Annotated in this window: 26 protein-coding genes; 9 read left to right on the top strand and 17 right to left on the bottom strand. The window is 64.2% G+C overall.

From position 1 onward, the window contains the following. From PSUB009319_RS23030 to PSUB009319_RS21870, 3 genes are all read left to right on the top strand, one after another. Positions 1–249: hypothetical protein (locus tag PSUB009319_RS23030; protein WP_221620979.1), on the top strand; the 249-nt coding region annotated here is incomplete at its 5' end. Next, positions 182–622, top strand: a complete 441-nt coding sequence (locus PSUB009319_RS21865; protein WP_124384274.1) for a DUF1090 domain-containing protein — start codon at positions 182–184, stop codon at positions 620–622. The genes PSUB009319_RS23030 and PSUB009319_RS21865, both read left to right, overlap by 68 nt. 138 nt (positions 623–760) lie before the next feature. Then, a complete protein-coding gene (locus tag PSUB009319_RS21870) occupies positions 761–1843 on the top strand; it encodes a M14 family metallopeptidase (protein ID WP_124384275.1) in 1083 nt (360 codons plus the stop codon). Here PSUB009319_RS21870 and PSUB009319_RS21875 read toward each other — a convergent pair. From PSUB009319_RS21875 to PSUB009319_RS21905, 7 genes are all read right to left on the bottom strand, one after another. Further along, complete coding sequence (locus PSUB009319_RS21875; RefSeq protein WP_124384276.1) at positions 1840–2751, bottom strand: DMT family transporter; 912 nt, start codon at positions 2749–2751, stop codon at positions 1840–1842. The genes PSUB009319_RS21870 and PSUB009319_RS21875 overlap by 4 nt on opposite strands. A 110-nt stretch (positions 2752–2861) precedes the next feature. Further along, positions 2862–4205 (bottom strand): peroxidase, encoded by a 1344-nt coding sequence (locus PSUB009319_RS21880; protein WP_124384277.1) that lies wholly within the window; start codon positions 4203–4205, stop codon positions 2862–2864. A gap of 118 nt (positions 4206–4323) precedes the next feature. Further along, a complete protein-coding gene (locus tag PSUB009319_RS21885) occupies positions 4324–5871 on the bottom strand; it encodes a methyl-accepting chemotaxis protein (RefSeq protein WP_124384278.1) in 1548 nt (515 codons plus the stop codon). 207 nt (positions 5872–6078) lie between these two features. Then, positions 6079–6534, bottom strand: a complete 456-nt coding sequence (locus PSUB009319_RS21890) for a DUF2147 domain-containing protein (protein ID WP_124384279.1) — start codon at positions 6532–6534, stop codon at positions 6079–6081. A gap of 67 nt (positions 6535–6601) precedes the next feature. Next, entirely contained in the window at positions 6602–7711 is a 1110-nt protein-coding gene (locus PSUB009319_RS21895) for a collagen-like triple helix repeat-containing protein (RefSeq protein WP_124384280.1), read from the bottom strand. A 132-nt stretch (positions 7712–7843) separates the two neighbouring features. Next, positions 7844–8668, bottom strand: coding sequence for a collagen-like triple helix repeat-containing protein (locus PSUB009319_RS21900; protein ID WP_124384281.1), 825 nt, complete (start codon positions 8666–8668; stop codon positions 7844–7846). A gap of 289 nt (positions 8669–8957) precedes the next feature. Beyond that, positions 8958–9200, bottom strand: a complete 243-nt coding sequence (locus tag PSUB009319_RS21905; protein WP_124384282.1) for a hypothetical protein — start codon at positions 9198–9200, stop codon at positions 8958–8960. Positions 9201–10408: 1208 nt separating this feature from the next. Between PSUB009319_RS21905 and PSUB009319_RS21920 the strand changes: the two genes are divergently transcribed. Further along, positions 10409–11005: a histone H1-like DNA-binding protein gene (locus PSUB009319_RS21920; RefSeq protein WP_124384284.1), complete on the top strand. Its 597-nt coding sequence runs from the start codon at positions 10409–10411 to the stop codon at positions 11003–11005. A 258-nt stretch (positions 11006–11263) separates the two neighbouring features. On the opposite strand, the gene PSUB009319_RS21925 is transcribed toward PSUB009319_RS21920, so the two are convergent. The 10 genes from PSUB009319_RS21925 to PSUB009319_RS21970 form a co-directional block, all read right to left on the bottom strand. Then, entirely contained in the window at positions 11264–11731 is a 468-nt protein-coding gene (locus tag PSUB009319_RS21925; RefSeq protein ID WP_124384285.1) for a hypothetical protein, read from the bottom strand. Positions 11732–11740: 9 nt separating this feature from the next. Further along, positions 11741–12676 carry a carbohydrate kinase family protein gene (locus PSUB009319_RS21930; protein WP_124384286.1) on the bottom strand — a complete coding sequence of 312 codons (936 nt, stop codon included), beginning with the start codon at positions 12674–12676 and terminating at the stop codon, positions 11741–11743. A 90-nt stretch (positions 12677–12766) separates the two neighbouring features. Continuing rightward, complete coding sequence (tpx, locus tag PSUB009319_RS21935; RefSeq protein WP_124384287.1) at positions 12767–13267, bottom strand: thiol peroxidase; 501 nt, start codon at positions 13265–13267, stop codon at positions 12767–12769. A 49-nt stretch (positions 13268–13316) separates the two neighbouring features. Then, positions 13317–14792 (bottom strand): DUF3426 domain-containing protein, encoded by a 1476-nt coding sequence (locus tag PSUB009319_RS21940; RefSeq protein WP_124384288.1) that lies wholly within the window; start codon positions 14790–14792, stop codon positions 13317–13319. Between the two features lie 107 nt (positions 14793–14899). Further along, complete coding sequence (gene prmA, locus PSUB009319_RS21945; RefSeq protein WP_124384289.1) at positions 14900–15799, bottom strand: 50S ribosomal protein L11 methyltransferase; 900 nt, start codon at positions 15797–15799, stop codon at positions 14900–14902. Continuing rightward, on the bottom strand, positions 15796–17163 hold the full coding sequence (accC, locus tag PSUB009319_RS21950) for an acetyl-CoA carboxylase biotin carboxylase subunit (RefSeq protein WP_124384290.1): 1368 nt from the start codon (positions 17161–17163) through the stop codon (positions 15796–15798). Before accC ends, prmA begins: the two co-directional genes overlap by 4 nt. Before the next feature lie 143 nt (positions 17164–17306). After that, entirely contained in the window at positions 17307–17774 is a 468-nt protein-coding gene (accB, locus tag PSUB009319_RS21955) for an acetyl-CoA carboxylase biotin carboxyl carrier protein (protein WP_124384291.1), read from the bottom strand. A gap of 142 nt (positions 17775–17916) precedes the next feature. Continuing rightward, positions 17917–18408 (bottom strand): type II 3-dehydroquinate dehydratase, encoded by a 492-nt coding sequence (aroQ, locus tag PSUB009319_RS21960; RefSeq protein ID WP_124384292.1) that lies wholly within the window; start codon positions 18406–18408, stop codon positions 17917–17919. 182 nt (positions 18409–18590) lie between these two features. Next, entirely contained in the window at positions 18591–19115 is a 525-nt protein-coding gene (locus tag PSUB009319_RS21965; protein ID WP_124384293.1) for a TlpA disulfide reductase family protein, read from the bottom strand. 66 nt (positions 19116–19181) lie between these two features. After that, positions 19182–19856 carry a UDP-N-acetylmuramate--alanine ligase gene (locus PSUB009319_RS21970; RefSeq protein ID WP_124384294.1) on the bottom strand — a complete coding sequence of 225 codons (675 nt, stop codon included), beginning with the start codon at positions 19854–19856 and terminating at the stop codon, positions 19182–19184. A gap of 78 nt (positions 19857–19934) precedes the next feature. On the opposite strand from PSUB009319_RS21970, the gene mpl reads away from it, so the two are divergent. The 5 genes from mpl to PSUB009319_RS21995 all read left to right on the top strand — a co-directional run bounded on the left by mpl (position 19935) and on the right by PSUB009319_RS21995 (position 25728). Continuing rightward, complete coding sequence (gene mpl / locus PSUB009319_RS21975) at positions 19935–21302, top strand: UDP-N-acetylmuramate:L-alanyl-gamma-D-glutamyl-meso-diaminopimelate ligase (protein ID WP_124384295.1); 1368 nt, start codon at positions 19935–19937, stop codon at positions 21300–21302. 6 nt (positions 21303–21308) lie between these two features. Beyond that, positions 21309–21935, top strand: a complete 627-nt coding sequence (locus PSUB009319_RS21980; protein ID WP_124384296.1) for a YqiA/YcfP family alpha/beta fold hydrolase — start codon at positions 21309–21311, stop codon at positions 21933–21935. Then, entirely contained in the window at positions 21932–22510 is a 579-nt protein-coding gene (locus tag PSUB009319_RS21985; RefSeq protein WP_124384297.1) for a chorismate lyase, read from the top strand. Before PSUB009319_RS21980 ends, PSUB009319_RS21985 begins: the two co-directional genes overlap by 4 nt. Before the next feature lie 154 nt (positions 22511–22664). Further along, complete coding sequence (locus PSUB009319_RS21990; RefSeq protein WP_124384298.1) at positions 22665–24761, top strand: ribonuclease catalytic domain-containing protein; 2097 nt, start codon at positions 22665–22667, stop codon at positions 24759–24761. A 52-nt stretch (positions 24762–24813) separates the two neighbouring features. Next, positions 24814–25728 carry an energy transducer TonB gene (locus PSUB009319_RS21995; RefSeq protein ID WP_124384299.1) on the top strand — a complete coding sequence of 305 codons (915 nt, stop codon included), beginning with the start codon at positions 24814–24816 and terminating at the stop codon, positions 25726–25728. The last annotated feature ends 6 nt before the right edge of the window (positions 25729–25734 follow it).

The following is a 25734-nucleotide window of genomic DNA, read 5'->3' on the forward strand; positions in this document are numbered from 1 at the left end:
AATCCCGTCCTGCTCGTTATGCCCTTCGATATCTTCGGAAAGACCTTAACTGAACGGCATTACCCGTCAGGGCCTTTTTTTATTGTTACGACTGTTGAGAATGTATTGAACCTGATGGACCGAGGCTGCCGGCCGTCCTATCGTTGTGCTTCGAGCCAATCTGAAAACAAGGACATTCCTGATGAAAAAAACACTGTTTGCCGCCATCGCCCCATTTGCCCTGCTGGGCGCTTCGTCGGCGTTTGCTGACAATATTGACTGCGCGACCAAGATCCGCGCCATCGAGACGCAGATCGACTACGCCAGGCAGCACGGCAATACCGGCCGCCTCGACGGCCTGCAGAAAGCGCTGGACAACACCAAGGCCAATTGCAGCAACGCCGGGCTGGTCGAGCGCGCCGACCGCAAAGTGCGTGACGCACAGCAGGACGTCGACAAGGCGCAAGCGGAAGTCGACAAAGCGAAAGGCAAGCTGGACGCCGCCAGTCGTGAATCGCGCAAGGGCAAGGACGAGAAAAGCCGCAAGGCGCGGCGAACCCTGGCTGACAAGGAACGCAAGCTGCGCGAGAAGACGGTGGAGCTGCGCCGCGCAGAAGCCGACCGGGCCGCGCTGAAAGGCTGACCGGACGCATAGATGAATCGACAAGGGGCTTCAAGCCCCTTTTTTGTGGACGTTTGCAGGCCGCCCGCTCAGCTACACTTGGGCCAGCGCCAGAAGCCCGCGCGGTCACGGTTTCCCGCTCCCTATCGAGGTCGAGACATGGCGGTCGAATCCTTCTTCTCCCAAACCTATGATGAAGCGCGCGGCAAGTTTCTGGCTGCCGCACAGGCCCGGGGGCTCAATATCGAGCGTCATCTGCATCCGGAAGTGGTGGGGCCGTTGGGCGAGCAACTCTCCATCGACATCGCGTTGTTCTCCCCGGCGCAGGCGGAAACGCTGCTGATCATCACCTCGGGCGTGCACGGTGTGGAGGGGTTCTGTGGCTCCGGCTGCCAAGTCGGCCTGCTACAGGATGACGAGCTCTTCGCGCGGCTGGCCACGGCCAAGGTGGCGCTGTTGCTGGTGCACGCGGTCAACCCATACGGGTTTGCGCACTTGCGGCGCGTGAATGAAGACAACGTCGACCTGAACCGCAACAGCGTCGACTTTGTCGAGGCGGCTTGCGCCAACCCGGCCTATCTCGAAGTCGATCCGCTTCTGCTGCCGCGCACTTGGCCGCCCAGCCAGGCTGATCAGGCCGCGTTGCTGCACTTCATGAACACCCGCGGCGAGAAAGCCCTGCAAGACGCCGCGACAAGCGGTCAATACCGCATGCCGGACGGCATGTTCTACGGTGGCAACGCGCCGTGCTGGAGCACGTTGCAGATGCGCGGAATCGTCTCGCGGCACGCAGCCGGCATGTCCCGCCTGGTGTGGATCGATCTGCATACCGGGCTTGGTCACTACGGCCACGGCGAGAAGATCTTCAACAGCTCCGATCCTGCTGAACTCGAGCGCGCCGTGCGTACCTGGGGGGCAGATGTGCGGCCGATTGCGGCGGCGGGTTCGGTGTCTTCGGTGGTCAAGGGTGATCTGGTGAGCGTGGCGTACGAACTGCTGCCCGACATCGAGAAGACCTGCGTGACGCTGGAGTTCGGCACGCTCGCGCCGCTGGCGGTACTGCAGGCGTTGCGGGCCGACCATTGGCTGCATCGCTACCCTGAGCAGGGCGCCGCGCAGCAAGAGGGCATCCGCCAAGCGCTGCGTGACGCGTTCTATTGCGATGTGCCGGAGTGGAAAGGGATGGTCTACGCGCAGACGCGCATGGCTGTATTGCAAGCCGTGGCGCGGTTTTCCGGCTAGGCGACGCCGGCCGGATCGGGCGACGGCTTGGGCGCCCGCACCGTGAGCGCGCACCCGGCCGACGCGGCGATGATGGCCAGGATCGCCACCCACTGCCGCCCCGTCAGGTGCTCGTGCAGCACGATCGCCCCGGCCAGCGCGCCGATGGCAGGCTCCAGGCTCAGCAGCACGGAGAATGTCTTGCCCGGCAGGTGCTTGAGCGCCACCATTTCCAGTGAATACGGGATCGCGCTCGACAGCAGGCCGATGCCCAATCCCGCCAGAATCAGCGACGGCGCAAGCAGCGCCGACCCCGCCTGCGCTACCCCGAACGGAATCGCAAACAGCGCGCCCACCAGCATGCCAATCGACGTGGCTTGGCCCGCATGCAGGCCGCCGAGGTTCTTGCCGGTCAGGATATAGAGCGCCCAGCACACGCCGGCGGCCAGCGCATAGGCCGCGCCCAGATGATCAAGCTGGCCGACCGCCTGGTCGGTCACCGTCAGCATCAGCAGGCCCGCCACCGCCAGCCCGATCCACACGAAATCGAGTGCCCGGCGCGACAACAGCACCGCCAGCACCAGCGGTCCGGTGAACTCGATGGCAATGGCAATGCCGATCGGCAGCCGCTGCAGCGACAGGTAGAACAGCAGGTTCATGCTCGCCAGCGTGACGCCATACAGCGCGATGCGGCCTGCATCGGCACGGCTCAGGTGCAGGCGCCATGGCCGCCAGAACGCCAGCAGGATCATCGCGCCAATGGTTACGCGATAGGTCACCGTTCCCGCCGCACCCAGTACCGGGAACAGCGTTTTGGCAAACGAATTGCCCAGGCACACCGAGGCCATCGAACCCATCAGCGCAAGGATGGGCATCCAGGGGGAGGTCGTCGGGGTGGAAGCGGAAGAGGTGGGAGCAGCGGAAGACATGGGCAACAGCAGGATAAACGCCGGGGCAACGCCACAGCATAGCCGGGTGCCGCCGAGAAATCGTCGCGTTCTCGGCGGTGCGGGCGTCGCTTTTTATCGATTTGGCGTGCTTACAGCGCGGCCGCACTGGGGCGGATCACGTCGATCAGCAACACGCGCTGGCCTTCGCGTTCGCCGTCGGGGCGCGGGGTCACGCCGCGCTGAGGGCGCGGGGCGGCCAGTGGGGCCGGGTCTTCGGCGCTCATGCCGAACACGGCCAGCTTGGACGCCGCAATGCGCTGCAGTGTGCCGCGCACGCCGGGCACGTCCAGGTCTTCGGGGTCGAAGCCGGTGGTGGCCGTCCAGTCGTCGCGGGCGATGTCCTGCAGGCCGTTGGCCATCTCGAACTGCAACGACGCGCCAAAGCCCTTCTGCAGCGAGTGCGAGCCGAGCAGGTATTCCGCCGTCAGGAACCCGCGCAGCCGCGTCCAGAACGCCGCCGAGCCAATATTGCCGCTCTTGAGCGCGTGGCTCGGAGCGACTTCCCAACTGTGGTCGAGCAGCTTGTTAATGAGACGGCCCCAGGTCGGCACGTCGGTGCCGGCGGAGCAATCCTCGCCGGGGCCTTCCGGGCGTGCGAGCTGGCGCAGCAGGCCGGTGAACGAACCAGTGCCAGGTCGTGCGCCGCCGGCCTGCGGGCCCGAAGGCCAGCGCCATTGCAGCGGCGAAGCCGGCCGGACACCAGGCCATTGCGCATACTGATGCAGCCCGGTGCAGGGCGTCAGGTAGCGCCACTGGCGCTGGTCGCGGCCGATGCGGCGCAGCGGATCCAGCTCAGCCGACAGGTCGAACTTGCCGAGAAACGTTGCGTTGCGCGACTTGATCGGCGAGCGCGCATAGACGTTGAAGTCGGGCCAGCCTTCGTACAGGTTGATCTGCGGCAGCGCGTGGTGCATGTCGAGCGCGTCGTCGGGCTGGTCGATGCGGCGGCTGGTGAGGAACAGTGCGCGGCAATCGAGCGTTGGCACCGCGCCGCGCAGGCGCAGCAGCACGAGCAGGTCGCCGAATTCCGCCGGGCGCGCCTCGGCGCGGGCCGGGTAGGCGTGCGGCTGCTCTTCAGGCCAGAAGGTGGACAGGCGCAGGGCCGAGCCCGGGAATGCTCTGCGCAGCCCTTGCCGGAGCAGGCGCAGGCCGTCAGGGTGGCGCAGAATGCGCAGGACGGAAAGATCGTCGCGCAGGGCGGCGTCGGGGTGGTGCGCGCGGCCGCCGTGCTCTGCGGCCAGCGCAAAACGCCACAGCGCGGTGTCGCTGGCCAGATCCTGTGCAGCGACATCGTGCACGGCACTAGGGCGTCCGCCGGGCATCGGCTCATGGGCGTCGCCGGCAGTGTCTCCTGCTGCGGCATAGGCGCTGGTGGTCGACCCGGCAATCGCGCCAAAAGGGCCCCTGAATGGCGGCCGGTTGCGCTCGGGCATGGTTATTCCAACATTGTTTTGTCAATTCTCTGGCGCGCAGCATAGCACCATGCAGCACACCAGAGAACGGCGCGGCGTCCCTTCCCTCGTTGGGGAGTGGCGGGCGAAACTACGGCGATCAGGCTGTGCGGAACGACGCCACCGCGTCGCGCAGCACCTGGGCCTGTTCTTCCAGCGACAATGCGGCGGCGGCGGCCTGTTCGACCAGCGCGGCGTTCTGCTGCGTCACTTCGTCCATCTGGTTGACGGCCCGGTTGACTTGCTCGATGCCCGAGCTTTGCTCATCCGATGCCGAGCTGATCTCGCCCATGATGTCCGTCACGCGCTTGACCGCGACCACCACCTCGTCGATCACGCTGCCCGCCTCGGCGACCAGGGTGGTGCCGTTTTCGACGCGGCCGACTGAATCACCGATGAGCTCCTTGATCTCCTTGGCCGCACCCGCCGAGCGCTGGGCCAGATTGCGCACCTCGCCGGCGACCACGGCAAAGCCGCGGCCTTGCTCGCCGGCGCGCGCGGCTTCCACCGCGGCGTTGAGCGCCAGAATGTTGGTCTGGAACGCGATGCCTTCAATCACGCCGATGATGTCGGCGATCTTTTTGCTGCTTTCGTTGATGCCCGCCATGGTGTCAATAACGCGGCCGACCACCTCGCCACCCTTGGCGGCGATGTCCGATGCGTTGACGGCCAGCGTGCTCGCCTGGCGCGCGTTGTCGGCGTTCTGGCGCACGATGCTCGTCAGCTCTTCCATGCTCGACGCGGTTTCTTCCAGCGACGAAGCCTGCTCTTCCGTGCGTTGCGACAAATCTGCATTACCGGCCGCGATCTGCTTGGTGGCACTCGCAATCGAATCCGCCGACGTCTTGATGTGGCCGATGGTGCCGGTCAGCTGCTGCTGCATCTGCGCCATGGCGACCAGCATGCTGTCGCGGTCGCCCGTGCGGGTTTGCACCTGCACGGCCAAGTCCCCGGCGGCAATACGGCGTGCCACCTCGGTGGCGTAACTCGGCTCACCGCCCAGCCCGCGTTGCACGTTGCGGATGATGAGCGACATGGCCAGCGACACCGCGCCGCCCACCAACAGGATGACGATCAGGTTGGCGATGAGCGAATGGCGATACGCCGCATCCACTTCCTGCAGAAAGACGGCGCTGGAGAGGTTCCAGTCCCACGGCGCAAAGTGTTTTACGTAGCCGATCTTGGGCAGCGCGGTTTCGCTGCCGGGCAGACGGCCCTGGTATTCGGCAAAGCCAAAGCCTTTGTCTTTGGCGGCGGCGACGATGGTCGGGTAGACGGGCTTGCCGGTCGGGTCTTTGAAGCCTGCGGTGCTTTTGCCGACCATGTCCGCCAGCGTCGGGTGCATCAGCAGGATGAACTGCGAGTCGACCACGAACAGGTAGCCGGTGGTGCCGTAGCGCATCGAGGCGAGCGTCGACAGCGCCGCCTTCTTGGCATCGGCTTCGCTCATGGCGCCGGATTGCGCACGGCCGTGATACAGCTTGGCGATGCCCTCGGCGGCGTCCACCAGGTTCTGCAGGCCAACCTTGCGTTCATCAAGCATGGTGGCGCGGGTTTCCATTGCGCTCCAGATGCCGACGCCGATCAGCCCCAGCCACATCAGGGCCAGCGCGAGGCGCAGTTTTGCTTTGAGTGTCCACTGTCGCATGTCGCGTTTTCTCCACTTATTGTTTGACGACTCCGCAACGGTGTAACGGCGATGACGTGGTCTTCTTTAGTGGAGGTGCCGCGAGCGCAGTGTGCGGATTTCCGCAAAAAGAAGGCGCCGGCTTGCACCGGCGCCCGAAGAGACGGCGCCCCACCCACAGGAGGGAGGCACCGCCGCGCGTTGGGAGGTTTCGTTATCGGCGGCCGATCATTGCTCGCGAACCCACGTCTGTGTGCGGCCCAGCAGGCTGATGCCCAGGAAGCCGCGCACATTGAGTTTCTGACCGTCTTCCGACAGCGACATCTTGGCGCTGTAGACCTTGCCGTTTTCCGGGTCCAGGATCTGACCGCCATCCCAGTTGTTGTTGCCGTTCGCCTTCAGGCCCGTCAGGATCGTCAGGCCCTTGATCGGCTGGTCCTTGCGATCGTCCGTGCACTTGGTGCAGGTCTTGTTCTCGTCGCCGGGCACCAGGATCTTGCTGACCTTGCCCGTGAACGTGCCGCCGTTGTCGATGATCGTGACTTCGCCTTTCTGTTTTCCGGAGTTGTCGTCAATGGTCTTCCAGATGCCGGCAGGGCTGGCTTGCGCGAAGGCGCTGCCAGCTGCCAGTGCGAGGGCCAGTGCGCCGGCCAGGCGCGCGAGAGAGTGGGGGGGGCGTTGCATTGTGGAGTCTCCTGTTGTCAGCATAAAAAGAATCGGTGAGGGCAGATCGGTGATGTCGGCGCAGGGATCAATGCGCGCTCAACGCACCGGTCAGGGGTGACAGCGGATTGCTGCCGGAGCCGCCGGCGGCGTTCGTGACGCCACCCAGCGCATTCGTGATCGGGGCAAGCGGGTTACTGCTGCCGGCTGCGCCGCTCAACGCGCTCGTCACTGGGGCCAGCGGGGTGCTGCCACCGCCCAGGCCACCACCGAGCGCGCTCGTGATGGGTGCGAGCGGGTTCGTCGAGCCGCTGCCGCTGCCGCCGTTGACCAGACCGCCCGCGCTCGCTACCGTGCCGCCCACGGCGCCAACCACACCGCCCACGTCACGCGTGAGCGGGTTGCCGCCAGCCGCGCCGACTTGCGTACCGGCGCTTTGCAGGCCGCCTCCAGCCGTATTGAGTGCACCCGCCAGCGGGCTGCCGAGCATCGTCGAGCTGCCGACCGTCTGCGTGCCCTGCACGACCTGCGACGACAGCGGCACGATCGCGTTGCTGGTCTGCTGCGTGATCTGCTGCACCGGGCCGCTCGACGTACCAATGGTGACGAGCCCGCCGACACCCTGCAGCACTTGCCCCAGCGCCGACACACCGCTGCCCGCCGGCGACGTCACCGGATTCAGCGGCGCCAGCGGGCTGCCTGGGGCACCCAGGTCCGAGACGGTCTGCCCGGCGTTGCCCACCGTCACCCCGGTGGAGCGGATCACATCGCCCGAACTCTGCACAGTCGTGCCGACCGGGTCCGACGTTGAGCCGATCTTGCCGAGCCCGTTGCTGATGCCCGAGCCCAATATCTGGACGGTATTGCCGCCGGAGGTGACCGTTGCGCCCAGGTCTTTCTGTGCCGCCGTGCCGCCGATGACGGGTACCGAGGCTGTACCGATGGTCGTGCCAAGGTCGCTGACGGTCTTGCCCGACTGCGTGACGACGTTGCCGCCGTTGCTGGCCACGTTGCCGACCGGCACCGCACCCGGCACATTGTTCGAGGTGGGTTGCGTGGTGTCGCCGTTCGGGTTGCCGCCCGAAGCGCAGCCGGCCAGCGTCAGCACCGCGACTGCAGCCGCGGCCAACAGCGGGCGTGATGCCGAAAAAGCGGGCAACGAAGCGGAAGAAGCGTGGAGCGGGTTCTGAATCTTCATGGTGAGTCTCCTTGTAAGCGCGGCCCGTACCGCGTGTCACCGCCGGGTCAGAAGAACGCGCATCTGGCGTCCAGCGGGTAGCATCCGCCTGCGTTTGCCGTCGAATGCAAAAAAAGTTCTACAGAGCAGGCGCTAGCGATGCGCGCCGGATGTCACACCCGACAGCACGCCGCCAACCAACCCGCCCACCGTTGTGCCGACGCTGCCCAATCCGCCCAGCGGACCGGTTGCGGCGCCACCAATTGCACCAATTGCACCAATTCCACCAATTGCACCAGTCGAGCCGAGCGCACCTGCGCCAGGCAACCCCGCCGTCAGCGAACCGACTGCCGTCGTCACGGGTGCCAGCGCACCACCGAGCGCGCCGCTCAACGCACCACCTGGCGAGCCACCTGCCGCAGACGGCGCCGTGGGCATGACCGCCGTCGACAACCCGCTGGTGAGGGAGCCGATCGCACCCACCGTATTCCCGAGCGTCGACACCAGTGCATCACCCTTGCCGGCCGTCGTGATCGTGCGACCCTCGCTGTCCAGCGCGCCGCCCAGCGTCGCCAGCGCGTTGCCCACCGGCGCGCCCAGGCCAGTGGTTGCGCCCAGCGTTTGCGTGGCAGAAGTCAGCGTGCTGGTCAGCGGCACGATGGCGGTGATGGTGGTGGTGCTCACCTGCTCGACGGGGCCGGTCAGCGTCGTGATCGGCGTGCTGCCGCTCGGTCCAGTGCTGCCCGTTGCATTGCTGCCGCTGCTGCTCGACCACGTGGGCGAAGTCGATGCCGCGATCGCTGGCTTGGATTGCGAATCGCTGCCGCCGCCGAGCGACGTACCCATGTCGCCGCTGCCCGAATTCGCGCAACCGGCCAGCATGGCGAGCGATGCCGTCGCCAATATGCAATGCCTGCACCGCAGGAAAACTCCGCGCTTCGGCGGATTCGATTTCGACAAGAACGCTTGATTGCGCATCTTGTGCCTCCACGACTCAGAACAGAACGCTTGTGTTGGACCCCTTCTGTCTTGCGCTCTTTGCTCGTCGGGTTTGTCGTCGTCAGGCATGCTGGGTTGGCGACGACCTCCCTGTCTTGTCACGGACCACGCGCAGGTCCGTGCCACACCGCGCGATCGATGCCGCGCTGATGTGGTGAGTGGATCGTGATGTGAAACCGAATGGCATGACAATCAGCGGCAACCTGACACCCTGATATGCAGTTGCAGCAATTATCAGGATTGATTCCGCATAAAACGCCGCTGCTGGCTATTCTATGGGCATGGATTGCGCAGCAAAAATGGCCTCCGGATTGGCGTAGAACAATCCTTCTATCGTCGTAAAACAGCCTCGTTTCAAACGCAATTGCACGCGGTTTTCAGCAGTTGCTGAACAGGGTTTTCCCGCGATCAATGACACGTCGCGCGGTGCGCGGCGCAATCGCAAGGTGGTGCGCATCCGCAGTTCGGTATCCCCACGCATCGACGCCGGTACCGCACGCATCGACGCCAACAGCGTCTGCGTCGATGCAGCTCGCACTCATGCATGCATCAATGTCTCAACCGCATCACCACCACCTCGCGCATCGGAGGTGCGGCACGCGATTTGCGGCACATGCATGCGCGTCGTCGGCCATCGCAATGACATCGACTTCGCGTGGCGCGCATCGAGGTGGGCGAGGTGTGTGTCAACGACGTCGGCCGACACGTTCAACACATCGATGCACACGCAATCGACGCGGTCGGCACGAGCGCATCGATGTGTTGAGCGCGAAAAATTCGCACGCGTTGTCGTATCTACGCATCGTTTTTTTTGGCACACATCGCACCGCTCGCATGTCGACACGCACGATGATGTCGAGCGCGTGCGATGCACGTGCATGGGTTCACGATGTCCGCGCATGCAACATTGCGTGTTGCCGTAAACCGGCATGACCACTGGGTTTGCGGGACACGTGTGTCAACGTGGAGCAACGCGGTAACGTGATGTCACGACGCAAGAAAATGCGCATTCGCGAGATCGATCTGCGCGCATGCGCGATCCGAATCGCAGCGACGCACAGACGCAGCGCAATCCTTCACCAAAACTCGCCGCGCTTTTTGCATAAATCTCTTAACATCACCGCGCAAACGAATTATGATTCGCCTTGACAAGACGTTGACTTCGATGCAAGGAAGCTTCGCGCGATCAACGACGATGAAGTTCCAAGCGGCAAGTGAAAGGTAGTCGAGGAGCGTAACCACTTTGATGCACGCCACGCCGACAGGGCTGTTCGAACTCGGTGCCGTCTCTGCGATCCCCCCGTCGGGATGGGCGTACTACCCCCAAAAGAAAACGCGCGCTCTCCAGTTTTTCGCTGTCCGTAAAGTCACGCTGCAAGCGGCTTTGCGGTCTACGCAGCGATTCGCGCAAGATCAGATTTCAACCGGTGTGGCCACGATGCCCCGGTTCTCTCAATTGATGAAGACTCGCCGGATGCAATGTGTCTGGCCGGCTGCGGTGACGCCTGTGAGCGCAACCGAGGCGTGCAACTTGCTGCGTGTGTCCGCCGCGCAAGTCGCAGATCTTCCTACCGAATTCATTAGCGTGCGACTGTCGTTTGGTGGCGCGCCGATGAATCGCTCGCTCGGTTGGTCCGGCGATGCCAATGCATCGCGGGATCGGGCCGGTCGGGTTGCTCAATCTCGATAGTTCGATACCCAATCTTGAAGGAGTTTCCCATGGCAACTGCTGCTAAGAAGAAACCGGCCGCCAAGGCCCCGGCCAAGAAGGCCGCTGCAAAGAAGGCTCCGGCCGCCAAGAAGGCTGCTGCAAAGAAGGCTGCTCCGGCCGCCAAGAAGGCCCCGGCCAAGAAGGTTGCTGCGAAGAAGGTTGCAGCTAAGAAGGTCGCTGCCAAGAAGGCTCCGGCTGCCAAGAAGGCCGCAGTGAAGAAGGTTGCCGCCAAGAAGGCTCCGGCCGCCAAGAAGGCTGCAGTGAAGAAGGTTGCCGCCAAGAAGGCTCCGGCTGCCAAGAAGGCTGCAGTGAAGAAGGTTGCCGCCAAAAAGGCTCCGGCTGCCAAGAAGGCCGCAGTGAAGAAGGTTGCCGCCAAGAAAGCTCCGGCTGCCAAGAAGGCTGCTGCCAAGCCTGCTGCAAAGAAAGCTGCTGCCAAGCCTGCCGCGAAGAAGGCTGCTGCCAAGCCTGCTGCGAAGAAGGCCCCGGCGAAGAAGGCTGTCGCCAAGCCCGCAACTGCTCCGGCCGCTGCACCTGCTGCACCCGCTGCCAAGACCGCGCTGAACCCGGCTGCGGCATGGCCGTTCCCGACCGGCAACCGTCCGTAAGTCATTCTTACGACGGCGATCCTCCGGGACCACAGCGGCGCGCAGGTCGCGCCCACCTGATCGGATACCGCGTATCCGGTCCGCAAGATCCTGGCGTCTTGCACCGCCCGCCGATCGGCTCACGCCCCGGCGGGCTTTTTATTGGCCACGCGGTTGCTCATGCGTTTCTTGCAGGCAAAAAAAAACCGCACCGGCGTGATGCCGATGCGGTGTTTTCAATGCGTCCGATCAGTCTGACTGCTGAGTCGGTGTCGTCGATCAGTGCGTCACGCGCGTCACGCCGCCAGACGACAGCAGGCGCACACGCTCGCCGGGGCGGAAAGCCTCGTCGGCGTCCTGTGTGATGGCGCGGTATTCACCGTTGTCGAGCTTCACGGTGATTTCCAGGCCGGGACGTTTGTTCATCTGACCTTCGAGCGCGCTGCCTGCCACGCCACCCAGAATCGCACCGAGCACGCCTGCCGCCACCGAGCCGTTGCCGCGCCCGATGGCTGCTGCCGAACCGATGCCACCGATCGCGCCGCCGGCAATGGTGCCGACGCCGGTCTGTTCACGGTCGATTACGACGTTGCGCACGGAATCCACCGTACCGAAGCGCACGGTCTGCTCGCGCTGCGCCTGCCCAGAGGTATAGGCGCTGTTGGAGTTGGTGCCCATGGCGCAGCCTTGCAGGCCGAGGGCGGCGATCAGCATAGTCGCGGCGCCGATGCGATAGATGGGTTTCATGTCTGTTCCTTATTGATACCGGTACCCGAACGCGGACTCGAAGCGCCGGGCAATTTCGTCGACGGGCAGGCCGTGATTCTGCGGGCCTTGGCAAGCGATTTTGATTGAGCCCATCAGGCTGGCGAGGCGACCGGTGGTGTCCCAGTCCAGGCCGTTCTCGATGCCGTAGAGCAGGCCGCCGCGGAAGGCGTCGCCGCAACCGGTCGGGTCGACCACGCGTTCGGCCGGCACGGCCGGAATAGTGTACTGCTTGCCGCCGGCGTGAATCTCCGCCCCTTCTTCCCCGCGCGTGACGATGTAAGCCTCGACGCGCTGCGCAAGTTCTGCCGCACTGTAGCCCGTGCGTGTGAGCATGACCTGCGCTTCGTAGTCATTGACTACCACGTAGCTGGCGAGTTCAACGAAGCGCCGGAGGTCGGCACCGTCAAACAGCGGCATCGCCTGGCCCAGATCGAAGATAAAGGGCACGCCGGATTCTGCAAACTGCGTGGCATGGTGCAGCATGCCGTCGCGGCTGTCGGGGCCGACCAGGCCGAGCTTGGCCGGCAGCGCATTCTTGACCGAGTTGATGCTCGAGTGGCTCATCGCGCCAGGATGGAACGCGGTGATCTGGTTGTTGTCGCGGTCGGTCGTGATCATCGCCTGCGCAGTGAACGTGTCCGGAACCTCCGTGACATGCGCGGTCGAGATGTCGAGCTTCTTGAGGTAGTCCAGGTACGGGGCGGCATCCTGGCCGACCGTGCCCATGATGATGGGTTCGCCGCCGAGCATCTTGAGCGTGTAGGCGATATTGCCTGCGCAGCCACCGAACTCCCGGCGCATGGTCGGCACCAGAAAGGAAACGTTCAGGATGTGGATCTTGTCGGGCAGGATGTGTTCGCGGAAGTGTCCGTCGAACGTCATGATGGTGTCGTAGGCAACCGAGCCGCAGATCACGCTGGCCATATTGAGAAGCTCCAGATATGACACGGCCGCCCAGTGGACGGCCGTGTGATGAACGAGAGACCGGGCGCCGGTCTCGGTACGCAGTACAGCTTACTTCAGCGCGGCCAGGGCGGCGTCGTAGTTCGGCTCGTCCTTGATTTCGGGCACGAGTTGCGAGTACAGGACGTTGTCGTTGGCGTCGAGTACGACCACGGCGCGGGCGGTCACACCAGCCAGCGGGCCAGACGTGATGTCGACGCCGTAGGCTTGCTTGAAACCCTTGTCACGGAAGGTCGACAGCGGCTTGACGTTCGCGATGCCTTCGGTGGTGCAGAAGCGGCCGGCGGCGAACGGCAGGTCGGCGGAGATGGAGAGCACGACCGTGTTGTCCAGCTTGGCGGCGGCTTCATTGAACTTGCGCGTGGAGGTGGCGCACACCGGGGTGTCCAGGCTCGGCACGATGTTCAGGACCTTGCGCTTGCCGGCAAAGTCAGCCAGCGATACGTCCTTCAGATCTGCGCCGACCAGCGTGAATGCCGGGGCCTTCGCGCCAGCGGTCGGGAATTGGCCGCCGACTTCGATCGGGTTGCCGCCAAGGGTCACGTTTGCCATGGTGTTGCTCCTTCCTTTGATGCGTGTTGGGGGTGAATCAGGGGAAAAATCACGGATAGAAAATCAGGACCCGGTAATTGGCCGTCGGGCGCTGGGACTGGAATCGTACCCGAATCGGCAGCTCGGCGCGGGCGGGCAGACCAGACTTGCCGTATGCACTGTCGCTCGGGTTCAGATAGTCGTTGGGCAGCAGGGCGCGGCGCGAGAGCAGTTGGTCCTGCAGGTCGGTCGTGATCAGTTCGATGGCCGGCAACGCGATGGGCCCGCCCGCGCGGTTGCGCAATGTAGCGGTCAGCACGTACTGGTCAGATGCATCGCCTTCTTGCCGCTGCAGTTGTGACGATTCGATCTGCAGTGCATCAAGATCTCGTGGCGGCGCGATCGTGCAGTGCAATGGCTGGCACAGCGCTTCCAAGAGCGGGCGTGTGGACGGTGCACGGCGAGCGATTTCCGCGCGGGCCAGGAAAAGCACCTGCGCCACTGCCAGCACCGCCAGCAAGCCGATCGCAATGCGCGCCAGCGCGCGACGGCCGGTCGATTTGCGTGCCTGCTCGCGGGCCTGTGCGGCACGCAGGAAATCCAGCGTCGCGGCAGAGACACCATGATTCGGCCCACGCACCTTGCTTGGGCGCGGCGCACCCGTCAGCGTGCGCTGTGGCGTTGGGCTGGTCGGCTCGACCTGCGTGCGGCGTGCATGGCCATGGCGGCGCGGCACCGGTGCGAATAGCGCATGCGCATCGGTTTCGTGGCGCATCCAGACCGAATCGTGCCTTTCAGCGTCGGCTTTTGCGAGCGCGGCGGTTGCCGGCACGGGAGGTGTTGTTGCCGCAGCGGCCACTGGCTCGATGGCGAGTTCGACCGGCAAGTCTGCCGACGGCTGCTTGGGCACGGCGGCCGCGAACGTGTCTTCCTCATCGCCGAAGTCGCGGATGGGCGGCAGGCCGTGGAATGGATCGGCAGGTGTAGCAGGCGGTTCGGGTTCTGGTGCGCGTTGCGCCGGTGCGGCGGGTGCTTCGATGGGTGGCTCGGCAGTGGGCTCAACGGTCGGCTCAACAGTCGGCTCAACGGGCGCTTCATCGGGTAGTGGACGTGTATCGGGCGCGGTCGATTGCACGTCGGGCGCGGGTGTCGCACCTTCGACTTCGCCCAGATGCACTTCTGCAATGCCTTCTTCCGGAACCTCTTCTTCCCAGATCAGCGTCATGCCGAAGCCGTGATCATCCTCGGCGGCGGGCGGCACGGCGGGCGTTTCCGGCTCAGGGCTGGCGGGCGGTGAGAACGGCGCGACGCGAGCAGCGCGTTCTGGCAATGGCTGAGGCTGCGGCGCTTTGGCAACCGGTGCTGTGGGCGCGGCTACGGCACCCAGTTCGATCAGATGATCGCGGCCATCGAAGACGTGATTGCAGCGCCCGCAACGGACGAGACCGCCGCGCAGCCGAAGCTGATCAGCGACAACGCGGAATGCGGTTTGGCAGTTGGGGCAGCGGGCGGCCAAACGTGGCGCAGCTTGAGGCGCAGTTGCCATGCGGGACGAGGAGAAAAAAGCCGACCGCGCGAGTATTGCAGACAGCGACGCCAGCGTCGACCTTTGCAGGCAACACTGGCGCGCAATACCGCGAAATTACGCGGGCTTCACGCCGCGGGTTTGACTCCATGCAGGCAGACCCAGCCGTCACGTGCACGCCACACCGTGAGCGGAATGGCCGATGCGTATGCGGCGGCCACTTCTTCGGCTTGGCGCTCGAGCACGCCCGACAGGATCAGCCGCCCCCCCGGGCGCACGCGTGCGCACAGCATGGCTGCCATCAGTTTGAGCGGGTTCGACAGAATGTTGGCGACGACCAGGTCGAAGGTGCCTTCGGGTGCATCGTCGGGCAGGGCGAACGTGGCTTCGACATGGTTGCGCTCGGCGTTGTAGCGCGAGGCCTCCACGGCGTTCGGGTCAATATCGACGCCGACGGTCTCACCGGCACCAAGCTTCTTGGCGACGATGGCGAGAATGCCCGAGCCGCAGCCGTAGTCGAGCGTGCGCTCTGCCGGTTGCACATGCTGCTCCAGCCATTCCATGCACAGGCGTGTGGTCGGGTGGCTGCCGGTGCCGAAGGCGAGGCCGGGGTCCAGCTCCAGTACCACGGCGTCGGGTTCCGGCGCGTCGTGCCACGAGGGCACGACCCAGATGTGCTCGCCGATGTGGATCGGCTCGAACTGAGATTGCGTTACGCGCACCCAGTCCTGCTCTTCGACTTCGCGCACGGTGTACGCGGGCAGCGGCGACAGGCCGATCTCGTTGGCTGCGGCCGCGACCAGCAATGCCGGATCGGCATCGTCAGCCAGCAACGCGACCACGCGCGAGCGGTTCCACGCCAGGCGCGTCGGCTCGTGGCCGGGCTCGCCGAAGAGCGGTTGCTCGTCGGGCGTGTCGGCATCAGCGTCTTCCACCGACACCGACAATGCGCCCAGGTCGAACAGCGCCTCGGACAATGCCTCGGCGTCGTCACGCGCGACTTCGAGCACGCATTCGCGGTACGTCACTTGCTGCCGCCCTTAGCCACTTCCTGCTGCGCCAGACGGTGCTCCAGGTAATGGATGTCCGTGCCGCCTTCAACGAAGTTGGCGTCGAGCATCAGATCGCGGTGCAGCGGCACGTTGGTCGAGATGCCTTCGACCACCATTTCCGACAGCGCGATGCGCATGCGGGCAATCGCCTGCTCACGCGTGGCGCCGTACGTGATGACCTTGCCGATCATCGAGTCGTAGTTGGGCGGCACGAAGTAGCCGTTGTAGGCGTGCGAATCCACGCGAACGCCGGGGCCACCCGGCACGTGCCACGACGTGATGCGGCCCGGCGACGGCGTGAACTTGAACGGATCTTCCGCGTTGATGCGGCATTCGATGGCGTGGCCCTTGAGGGTGATGTCCTTCTGGCGGAAGCGCAGCTTTTCGCCGGCCGCCACACGGATCTGCTCTTGCACGATGTCGACGCCGGTGATCATCTCCGTAACCGGGTGCTCGACCTGCACGCGCGTGTTCATCTCAATGAAGTAGAACTCGCCGTTTTCGTACAGGAACTCGAACGTGCCGGCGCCGCGGTAGCCGATCTTCCTGCAGGCGTCGGCGCAGCGGTCGCCAATGCGCTCGATCAGGCGGCGCGCGATGTGCGGTGCCGGCGCTTCCTCGATCACCTTCTGGTGACGGCGTTGCATGGAGCAATCGCGCTCGCCCAGCCAGATGGCGTTGCGGTGCTGGTCGGCCAGAACCTGGATTTCCACATGGCGCGGATGCTCCAGGAACTTCTCCATATAGACTTCCGGGTTGCCGAAGGCGCGGCCGGCTTCTTCGCGCGTCATGTTGACGGCGTTGATGAGCGCAGCCTCGGTGTGCACCACACGCATGCCACGACCGCCGCCGCCGCCAGCGGCCTTGATGATGACCGGATAGCCGACCTTGCGCGCCGTTGCCAGGATTTCCTTCGGGTCTTCGGGCAGGGCGCCTTCCGAGCCCGGCACGCACGGCACGCCGGACTTGATCATGGCCTGCTTGGCCGACACCTTGTCGCCCATCAGGCGGATCGATTCGGGCGTCGGGCCGATGAAGGTGAAGCCGGATTGCTCCACACGCTCGGCAAAGTCGGCGTTTTCTGACAGGAAACCGTAGCCGGGGTGGATCGCTTGGGCGTCGGTCACTTCAGCGGCCGAGATGATGGCCGGCATGTTCAGGTACGACAGTGGCGACGGTGCCGGGCCGATACACACGGCTTCGTCGGCCAGCTTGACGTATTTGGCTTCCTTGTCCGCCTCGGAATAGACCACCACGGTCTTGATGCCGAGCTCTCGGCAGGCGCGCTGGATGCGAAGTGCGATCTCGCCGCGGTTCGCGATCAGGATCTTGTCGAACATCGTGTTCTCGCTACAAAAAGGAGAGGCAAGGGCGCTGTGGCTGGGCCGCGCTCAGTAGCAGCCCGGGTGCGCCGGCTCGCGCTCGGATGCGGCTAGGTCGTGAAAGACGGCCCGCCGCACGATGAGGGTCTGATGCCGGAAGATCAGCCGATCACGAAAAGCGGCTGGCCGTATTCAACAGCCTGGCCGTTGTCGATCAGGATTTCCTTGATGACGCCGGCCTTGTCCGCTTCGATCTCGTTGAGCAGCTTCATCGCTTCGATGATGCAGATGGTCTGGCCTTCCTTGACGGTGTCGCCCACCTTGACGAACTCGGCGGCGCCCGGTGACGGCGAGCGGTAGAACGTACCGACCATCGGCGAGGTCACGATGTGGCCGGCCGGCAGGGCCGGGGCCGAGGCTTCAGCGCCGACAGCAGCCGGAGCCGCAGCGGCGGGTGCGCCCATGACCGGTGCGGCCTGCATCTGCATCGGCGCATATTGCATCGGCGCCATCACTTGAGGTGCCGACTTGACGATGCGGACCTTCCCCTCGCCTTCGGTCACTTCGAGTTCCGAAATGCCCGATTCGGCCACGAGGTCGATCAGCGTTTTCAGCTTGCGCAAATCCATGAACGTTCTCCTGCAGCGTCGGCGATCTGGGGCGATGGATGCGCGCGAATGGCTCTTCAGCCGCACATCGATCAAATGCGCTCCAGGCGCTGGCGTCGTTGCGTTGGTTAAGTGGTTGAAATAAAAGGAAGAAAACGGCTGATCAGCCGCCGTGTTGATCGCTGTGTTGGTCGATGAGGAAGTCCAGCGCTGCCAGATAGCCACGCCAGCCCAGTCCGCAAATCACGCCCACCGCCTGGTCCGCCAGATACGAATGATGGCGGAACGGCTCACGGCGATGCACGTTGGACAGATGAACTTCGATGTACGGGATCACCACGCCGGCCAGGGCATCGCGCAGGGCTACGCTTGTATGTGTGTAAGCCGCGGGATTGATGATGATGAACTCGACGCCTTCGCTCTTGGCCGCATGAATACGGTCAACCAGTGCGCCTTCGTGATTCGATTGGAAGTGCGCCAGCGTCACGCCGCGCGCTTTTGCGCGTTCGACCAGGGCGGTGTTGATGTCGGCCAGCGTGGTCGCCCCATAGACCTCCGGTTCGCGCGTGCCCAGCAAATTGAGGTTGGGGCCGTGCAATACGAGCACGTTGCTGAGTCCGCTTTGATGCGCTTTGGCGATGGGTGTATCAGCCACGATTTGACCGGTTGAGCGAAGTTGGGCGCAATTTACAGCAATTTAGAATGCCTTGTCTAGTTTTTGCGGAGAAACTATCAAGAAATCGGTGTTTTCACCGATCTTGAGCGCGCCGCTTATGCTTTTGCCGGAGAAGAAGGGGAGTTGCGTGCACATGAACGCCAGATGACGTTTTTGTGGATTCAAGTGCGCTGCAAGGCTTCGCGAAGCTCCTCAGCATGCACACGGCCCATCTTCCGGAAGGTGATCTCACCTTGCGCATTGAGGATCACCGTAAACGGCAGGCCGCCCACTTCGTTGCCGAACTGACGACCCAGTTCCGTTCCGCCAAAGCCTGCCACGGCAATCGGATATGTTACGTGGACCTTGCCCAGGAACGTCTGGATATTGGCTGCCGAGTCAATGCCGATGCCGACAAACTTTGCCTTGGTTTTCTGCTCCTGTGCCAGCGCGGACAGTTCTGGCATTTCTTCCACGCAAGGACCGCACCACGGTGCCCAGAAATTGATCACCACCGGTTGACCGCGATAGGCGGCCAGATCCAGCGGCGCGCCACTGGCATCCGGCAGCTTGCTGCCATAAAACGCGGCAACCGCATTGTCGGCAGGCGTTTTGGGCTCGGTGGCGCGATGTCCGGCATAGATGCCCAGCGCCGTGGCAATCAGGCCGGCAATCAGCAGAGCAATCAAGACGGTACGGCGGGACATGGTTTTGCTGAGGTCTCTCTATGTATACAGAGGGAAGGCGTGCCGGATTGTACTCCTGTCGGCCGATCACCCCTGCGACAGTAGGGCGCGCACTGCTGCTGCGTCGCCGCGCTGGGCCTTGCCGGTGGCGTCGGCGCGCCGTGCGCCGCGCACATCGTTCATGTCATATAGGGCGATATGGACGCCGACTGGCGTTCCTGTTTCGGCGCGCAATTCGCGGGCAAGTTCGCGGGAATCGGGCCCGGCGGGCCATTGGCCGCGCCACAGGAAGCTGAGCGTTTCCACCTCGTCGCGGCCAGCGAAGTGAGCGCTCTCTGTCGTGTCGAAATCCACGCCGGCGTTGAGCAGGAAGATCGCCACATCCTTCGGGCTGTCGCAGAAGACCTGAAGGTGGATGTCCGAGTGCTCGCTGGCGGTGCCGTTGAAGACTGCGCCGGCCAAGTACGGATTGTGCACCGCCAGACCATCCATCAACAGCAGCGCGATGCGGCGCAGCAAAGCGAGCACGCGCGGCTGGGATTCGGCCTGGAACAGCGCTTGGTATTCGCGGACTTCCGTTTCAACCTGTTCGTTATCCGGCAGCCATTCGCCAGGGGCGCGGGAATCCGTACCGAGCACTTGGCGTGCGGCCTTGCGCTTGGCAGTGGCATAGTCAGCGCCATCCTCCGCGATCATGCGGGCGGCGGTGACGGCAATTTCTTCCCGCACGCGGGCGGGATCGAGGGTGGGGCGTTTGGACATGGTTCTATTTTACTGAAGCGCGAGGGCCCGCCTGAAGCCGCAGGTACAATGCGGCGCAACGAAGTTGAGATGGCTCCCATGCATATCCACATCCTTGGAATCTGCGGCACCTTCATGGGCGGCATTGCCCTGATCGCCCGTCAGGCAGGTCACCGCGTCACGGGTTGCGACGCCAACGTCTACCCGCCAATGAGCACCCAGCTCGAAGCGCAAGGCATTGAACTGATTGAGGGTTTTGACCCCGAACAGCTGTCCATCGGCGCCGATCTGTATGTCATCGGCAACGTTATTTCTCGCGGCAATCCGCTGATGGAAGCCATTCTGGACCGCAACCTGCCGTACATTTCCGGCCCGCAATGGCTGGGCGACAACGTGCTGCGCCAGAAATGGGTGCTCGCCGTGGCCGGCACGCACGGGAAGACGACGACCACGTCGATGCTCGCTTGGATACTGCAAGACGCGGGCTACAACCCGGGCTTTCTGGTGGGCGGCGTGCCGCGCAATTTTGGGTTGTCGGCGCGGCTGACGGAATCCGACTTCTTCGTTATCGAAGCCGATGAGTACGACACCGCCTTCTTTGACAAGCGCAGCAAGTTTGTCCATTACCGTCCTCGTACCGCCATCCTGAACAATCTGGAGTTTGATCACGCCGACATCTTTCCTGATCTCGCTGCGATCGAAACGCAATTTCACCATCTCGTGCGCACTGTGCCGGGCCAAGGCCGTCTGCTCGTCAATGGCCGCGAAGACAGCCTGAACCATGTACTTGCGCGCGGATGCTGGTCGGAAGTCGAGCGCTTCGGCGCAGAAGATGGCGAGGGCTGGAAAATTGCCCGGCTGGACGAGGACGACAGCTTTGATGTCGTCTTCAACGGTCAAACGCAGGGCCGGGTACGCTGGGCGCTGCAGGGCGACCACAACCGCATGAACGCGCTGGCCGCCATTGCGGCCGCTCGCCATGTGGGCGTGCCGCCCGCTCAAGCCATTGAAAGCCTGGCCCGTTTCGAAAATGTGAAACGCCGCATGGAAGTGCGGGGCACCGTCAACGGCGTTACCGTCTACGACGACTTTGCTCACCACCCGACGGCCATCCGCACCACCATCGAAGGGTTGCGTCGCCGGGTCGGCAGCGGCCGCATCCTCGCGGTACTGGAGCCGCGCTCCAACACCATGAAACTAGGTGTGATGAAGCAGGCGCTTCCTGAAAGCCTGTCCGGTGCCGATGAGGTCTTCGCCTATGGTGCCGCCAACGGTCGTGATGCCATCGGCTGGGACTTGGCCGGCGCGTTGGCCCCGTTGGGGAACCGCGCCAAGGCATTTTCCGATCTGACGGCCTTGGTTGAAGCCGTTACCGCGGTTGCCCGCCCTGGCGACCACGTGCTGGTCATGAGCAACGGTGGTTTTGGCGGCGTGCATCAGAAGCTGCTGGATGCGTTAGTCAACTGAGTGCATATGTCGGCATCCATCGTCTATTTGCACGGATTCCGCTCATCGCCGCGCTCATTCAAGGCGCAGTTGCTGGGCAAGCGGATGTCCTCCGTGGGGCTAGCGGATCACTATGTTTGCCCGATGTTGCCTGTCTCTCCACGCGAGGCGATGGCCGAAGTTGAGGCGCTCCTCGCTGAGTTGAGTGCGCGCGACGGTGCCAAACCGGTGCTGATTGGCTCGTCGCTGGGAGGCTATTACGCAACTTGGCTGGCCGAGCGACATGATTTGCGTGCGGTAATGCTGAATCCCGCAACCCGCCCGGAGCGCGATCTTGCTAAATATGTCGGTGAGCAGCCGCTGTGGCATGGCGGTGGCACGATCCGCGTGGAGCCCCATCATCTGGACGAACTCCGGGCGCTGGCCGTGTCTGCCATTACAAGGCCCGAGCGCTATTACCTGCTTGCTGCCACTGGCGACGAGGTCCTTGATTACCGCCAGATGCTTGCTCACTTTCCCGGCGCTACCACTCGCCTCATCGACGGCAGCGACCACGGTATCAGCGATTTCGCACAGTACATGGACGAAGTGCTCCTTTTCTGCGGTGTTCCTGCCGATTTGCTGACTGCGCACCCGTTTGACGGGGCCGCATGACCGAATCCCCGTCATACCCGCGCAGCCTCTGGCGCAGCGCGTTGCCCCCGGCGGTGGTCTATGACCGGCACTGGGCACGCTGGGCAGTCGGTACGGATTCGCTCACCGCGCGGCTTCGTGCGGCATCGTCGCGCTTTCGCGTGCAACTGCTCGGTCAGCAGCGCGCAATGCCGCTGCGTGACGAGTGGCGTTGCCTTGGCATGCCCGGTCCTGCAGCCACGTTGGTGCGCGAAGTCCTATTGATTTGCGATGACATTCCGGTGGTCTATGCACACACGATCGTGCACCCGCGCAGCGTGGCGCTCGATTGGCCGTTTCTGAAGGCGCTCGGGACGCAGCCGCTGGGCCATTCACTGTTTGCCGATCCGCGTGTTGCGCGGAGTGATTTTGAGTTCGCCTTGCTGGATGGGCGCCACCCGCTGGTGCGCCGCGCGCATGACGCGCTTGGCGATGCGCCGATCGCCGAGACAGCGCGGCTTCCGTCTCGCCGTTCGGTATTCCGGCGCGGGGCGAGTGCGATGCTGGTGACGGAGGTTTTTCTGCCGGCGCTGGCCGATTTCCACCCGCCGCGATAAGCGTATTTCGCGGGCCGGGCGCCCGGCCAGTGCGGTATCATCGCCCCCAACTTTTTTGTTGCGCGCACCGCGTTTCTGACGCTTGGGCGCGTGGCCATTCCACCTCATTTCAAGCGGTACTCACTCGTGCGGGTGCCGCAATCCATACAAATCCATGCAGTTGCTGTTTGAAGAAGGCGGCGAGATCCGCGCAGGCACCGTCTTGTCCCAACAAGGCGAGGCCTATCAGGTCGAGTTGCCGAGCGCCAAGCGCACCAAGGTCAAGTCGCGCGACGTGTTGCTGCAATTCGCGCAGCCGTCCGCCGGTGAGCTGTCGCAGGCCGCACAGGCGCTGTCGGCCGAGATCGACCTGGATTTCCTTTGGGAATGCGCCTCGGCCGATGAATTCGGCTTTACCGACCTGGCTGGCGAGTACTTTGGCGCGGGCGCCAATGCCACGCAGCAGGCTGCGCTGGCCATCGCGCTGCACGGCTCGCCAATCTACTTCCGCCGCAAGGGCCGGGGCCGCTATCAGCGCGCGCCTGAGGATCAACTGAAGGCAGCGCTTGCTGGCCTGGAGCGCAAGAAGCAGCAGGCTGCCCTGCAGGCTGAGTACGAAGCCGAGTTGAAGGCGATGCGTCTGCCCGAGGCTTTCCGCGGCAAGGCGCTGCAACTGCTGTTCAAGCCCGACAAGAACAGCCTCGAATACAAGGCGCTCGACGCCGCTTGCACCACGCTGGGCCTGTCGCCGATGCGGCTGATGGTGGCGGTGGGCGGTGTCGCCAATGCGCGCGCGTTGCACGAGGCGCGCTTCCTGTCGGAATGCTTCCCGAAGGGCACTGGCTTCCCCGATGTGAGCGTGCCGGAGCCAGCGATGGAGTTGCCGGCAGCCGATGTACGCGCCTTCTCGATCGACGACGTGACCACCACGGAAATCGACGACGCCATCTCCGTTACCCCCATTGATGACGCCACCGTGCGCATCGGCATTCATATAGCCGCACCGGGTTTTGGCATCCAGCGCGGCGAGCCGTTGGATGTGATCGCGCGCCAGCGTCTGTCGACGGTGTACTTCCCGGGCGACAAGATCACGATGCTGCCGGAGTCGGTGGTCGACCGCTACACACTGCAGGAAGGGCGCGCGTGCCCGGCGCTGTCGCTGTACGCGACGGTCGACCGCGCGACGTGGACGGTCACGGCCAGCGAAACGCGCTGCGAATCCGTGACGGTGGCCGCCAACCTGCGCCACAACCTGCTCGACGACGTGATCACCGCCGAGGCGCTGGCCGACGGTTCGGGCGAATACCCGTTCAAGGCCGAGCTGGCCGTGCTGTGGCCCTTTGCATGTGCGTTGTACGACGGCCGCCAGCAGGCGCGTATCGCCAGCGGCTTGAAGCCCGAGGGCGCGCAGAAGGGCGACTATTCGTTCTATATCGACACGATTCCAGAAGCCGAAGGCGGTGGCGAGCGCGTGCGCATCGAGCAACGCAAGCGCGGCTCGCCGCTGGACAAGATCGTCGCGGAGATGATGATCCTGGCCAACAGCACCTGGGGCCGTATGCTGGCCGATGCTGGCGTGCCCGGCATCTACCGTACGCAGAAGGCGTGGGGCATGCACCGCACGCGCATGCAGACGTATCCGGCACCGCATGAAGGGCTGGGCGTGGCGCAGTACGCGTGGAGTACGTCGCCGTTGCGACGCTATGTCGATCTGGTCAACCAGTGGCAGATCGCAGCGGTGGCGCAGCATGGTGTGACGGCCAAACTGATCGCGCCATTCAAGCCGAAAGACGCCGACCTGCTGGCCGCTGTGGCCGACTTTGAGGCCACCTATGCGGCCTACGCCGACCACCAGTCGACCATGGAGCGTTACTGGTGCCTGCGTTGGCTCAAGCAGGAGCCGGAAGAAGCGCGCCGCACGCGCATGCAGGCCGTGGTGCTCAAGGAAGGCGCCGTGCGCTTTGCCGACATTCCGCTGGTGACCAAGGTGCCGGAGTTGGCACAAACGGCACGCGGCACGCACGTCGTGCTCGACATCCTGGACACCGACGAGATCAACCTCGAGGTGTCGTGCCGCGTGGTAGAGATCCTCGCGCCTGCTGCGGATGCGCAAGCCGAAGCCGAGGCCATCGAAGAGGAGTTGGCCGAAGCCGAGGTGCCGGCTGAACCACAACCGGCCGTGGATGGGGAAGAGGCACGCGCTGAAGACGGCACCGCTGTGGCGCCGCCGCCGCAGGACGGCGAGAGCGGTGGAACGCCCGCCGCTGCCTAACTACAATCGCAGTCTGACCTTCATTCTTCGCGCATCGACCAGGAATCGCCCCATGGCCGCCCTCGCAAACCGTCCGGACTGGTCCGGCAGCAGCACGCTCACCAAGGCACTGGTTGTGTCGCTGGCCGTGCACGTTCTGCTGCTGTTCGTGCGCGTTGTGGCACCCGAGGCCTTTGACATCAAGCGTGAAGATCCGGGGCTGGATGTGGTGCTGGTCAACGCCAAGTCGTCTACTGCACCATCCAAGGCGACGGCCGTGGCGCAGGTCAACCTGAACGGCGGCGGCGAATTCGACCAGCAGCGCGCCACCACGCCGCTGCCCGCCGATACAAACGAGCAAACCGGCGACGCCATCAAGCTCACGCAGCGCCGGCTCGAATACCTCGAGCAGGAGCAGCGCCGCCTGCTCACGCAATCGAAAGACCGCGCACCGCTGGTCAACGACCGCCAGGTCAAGCCCGGCGAGCGTCCGCAGCCGTCACCCACCAACGGCACCGACGACCGCACCACGCAGGACGAGATCGCCCGCCTGCAGGCCGAGATCGACCGCAACCTCGAGAATTACGCCAAGCGCCCGCGCCGCAATGTGCTGACAGCCGCCAGCGCGCGTCAGGTCGATTACGCCCGCTACTACGATGCCGTGCGCCGCAAGATCGAAGTGCGCGGCACCGCCAACTTCCCCACCCAGAACGGACGCCCGCTGTATGGCGAATTGATCCTCGTGATCAGCATCAACCGCGATGGCCAGCTCGGTTACAACCAGGACGGCTACAAGATCGAAGGCATCGAGATCGCCAAAAGCTCGGGCAATCCGGTACTGGATCGCCAGGCGGTCGCCATTGTGCGTTCGTCCGCGCCGTTTGGCGGCTTCCCGGCAGAGATGCGCAAACGCGTCGATATCCAGGATGTGGTTGCCACTTTCAAGTTCACCCGAGCAGGCCTGGAAACCCACCTGCAGACCCGCTGATTTCGT

The organism is Ralstonia sp. SET104 (assembly GCF_003851545.1).
Taxonomy (GTDB): Bacteria; Pseudomonadota; Gammaproteobacteria; order Burkholderiales; family Burkholderiaceae; genus Ralstonia.

Coding starts and splice junctions, on each gene's coding strand:
- PSUB009319_RS21865 (WP_124384274.1), top strand. CDS start 182: ATGAAAAAAACACTGTTTGCCGCCATCGCCCCATTTGCCCTGCTGGGC.
- PSUB009319_RS21870 (WP_124384275.1), top strand. CDS start 761: ATGGCGGTCGAATCCTTCTTCTCCCAAACCTATGATGAAGCGCGCGGC.
- PSUB009319_RS21875 (WP_124384276.1), bottom strand. CDS start 2,751: ATGTCTTCCGCTGCTCCCACCTCTTCCGCTTCCACCCCGACGACCTCC.
- PSUB009319_RS21880 (WP_124384277.1), bottom strand. CDS start 4,205: ATGCCCGAGCGCAACCGGCCGCCATTCAGGGGCCCTTTTGGCGCGATT.
- PSUB009319_RS21885 (WP_124384278.1), bottom strand. CDS start 5,871: ATGCGACAGTGGACACTCAAAGCAAAACTGCGCCTCGCGCTGGCCCTG.
- PSUB009319_RS21890 (WP_124384279.1), bottom strand. CDS start 6,534: ATGCAACGCCCCCCCCACTCTCTCGCGCGCCTGGCCGGCGCACTGGCC.
- PSUB009319_RS21895 (WP_124384280.1), bottom strand. CDS start 7,711: ATGAAGATTCAGAACCCGCTCCACGCTTCTTCCGCTTCGTTGCCCGCT.
- PSUB009319_RS21900 (WP_124384281.1), bottom strand. CDS start 8,668: ATGCGCAATCAAGCGTTCTTGTCGAAATCGAATCCGCCGAAGCGCGGA.
- PSUB009319_RS21920 (WP_124384284.1), top strand. CDS start 10,409: ATGGCAACTGCTGCTAAGAAGAAACCGGCCGCCAAGGCCCCGGCCAAG.
- PSUB009319_RS21925 (WP_124384285.1), bottom strand. CDS start 11,731: ATGAAACCCATCTATCGCATCGGCGCCGCGACTATGCTGATCGCCGCC.
- PSUB009319_RS21930 (WP_124384286.1), bottom strand. CDS start 12,676: ATGGCCAGCGTGATCTGCGGCTCGGTTGCCTACGACACCATCATGACG.
- tpx (WP_124384287.1), bottom strand. CDS start 13,267: ATGGCAAACGTGACCCTTGGCGGCAACCCGATCGAAGTCGGCGGCCAA.
- PSUB009319_RS21940 (WP_124384288.1), bottom strand. CDS start 14,792: ATGGCAACTGCGCCTCAAGCTGCGCCACGTTTGGCCGCCCGCTGCCCC.
- accC (WP_124384290.1), bottom strand. CDS start 17,163: ATGTTCGACAAGATCCTGATCGCGAACCGCGGCGAGATCGCACTTCGC.
- accB (WP_124384291.1), bottom strand. CDS start 17,774: ATGGATTTGCGCAAGCTGAAAACGCTGATCGACCTCGTGGCCGAATCG.
- PSUB009319_RS21965 (WP_124384293.1), bottom strand. CDS start 19,115: ATGTCCCGCCGTACCGTCTTGATTGCTCTGCTGATTGCCGGCCTGATT.
- PSUB009319_RS21970 (WP_124384294.1), bottom strand. CDS start 19,856: ATGTCCAAACGCCCCACCCTCGATCCCGCCCGCGTGCGGGAAGAAATT.
- mpl (WP_124384295.1), top strand. CDS start 19,935: ATGCATATCCACATCCTTGGAATCTGCGGCACCTTCATGGGCGGCATT.
- PSUB009319_RS21980 (WP_124384296.1), top strand. CDS start 21,309: ATGTCGGCATCCATCGTCTATTTGCACGGATTCCGCTCATCGCCGCGC.
- PSUB009319_RS21985 (WP_124384297.1), top strand. CDS start 21,932: ATGACCGAATCCCCGTCATACCCGCGCAGCCTCTGGCGCAGCGCGTTG.
- PSUB009319_RS21990 (WP_124384298.1), top strand. CDS start 22,665: ATGCAGTTGCTGTTTGAAGAAGGCGGCGAGATCCGCGCAGGCACCGTC.
- PSUB009319_RS21995 (WP_124384299.1), top strand. CDS start 24,814: ATGGCCGCCCTCGCAAACCGTCCGGACTGGTCCGGCAGCAGCACGCTC.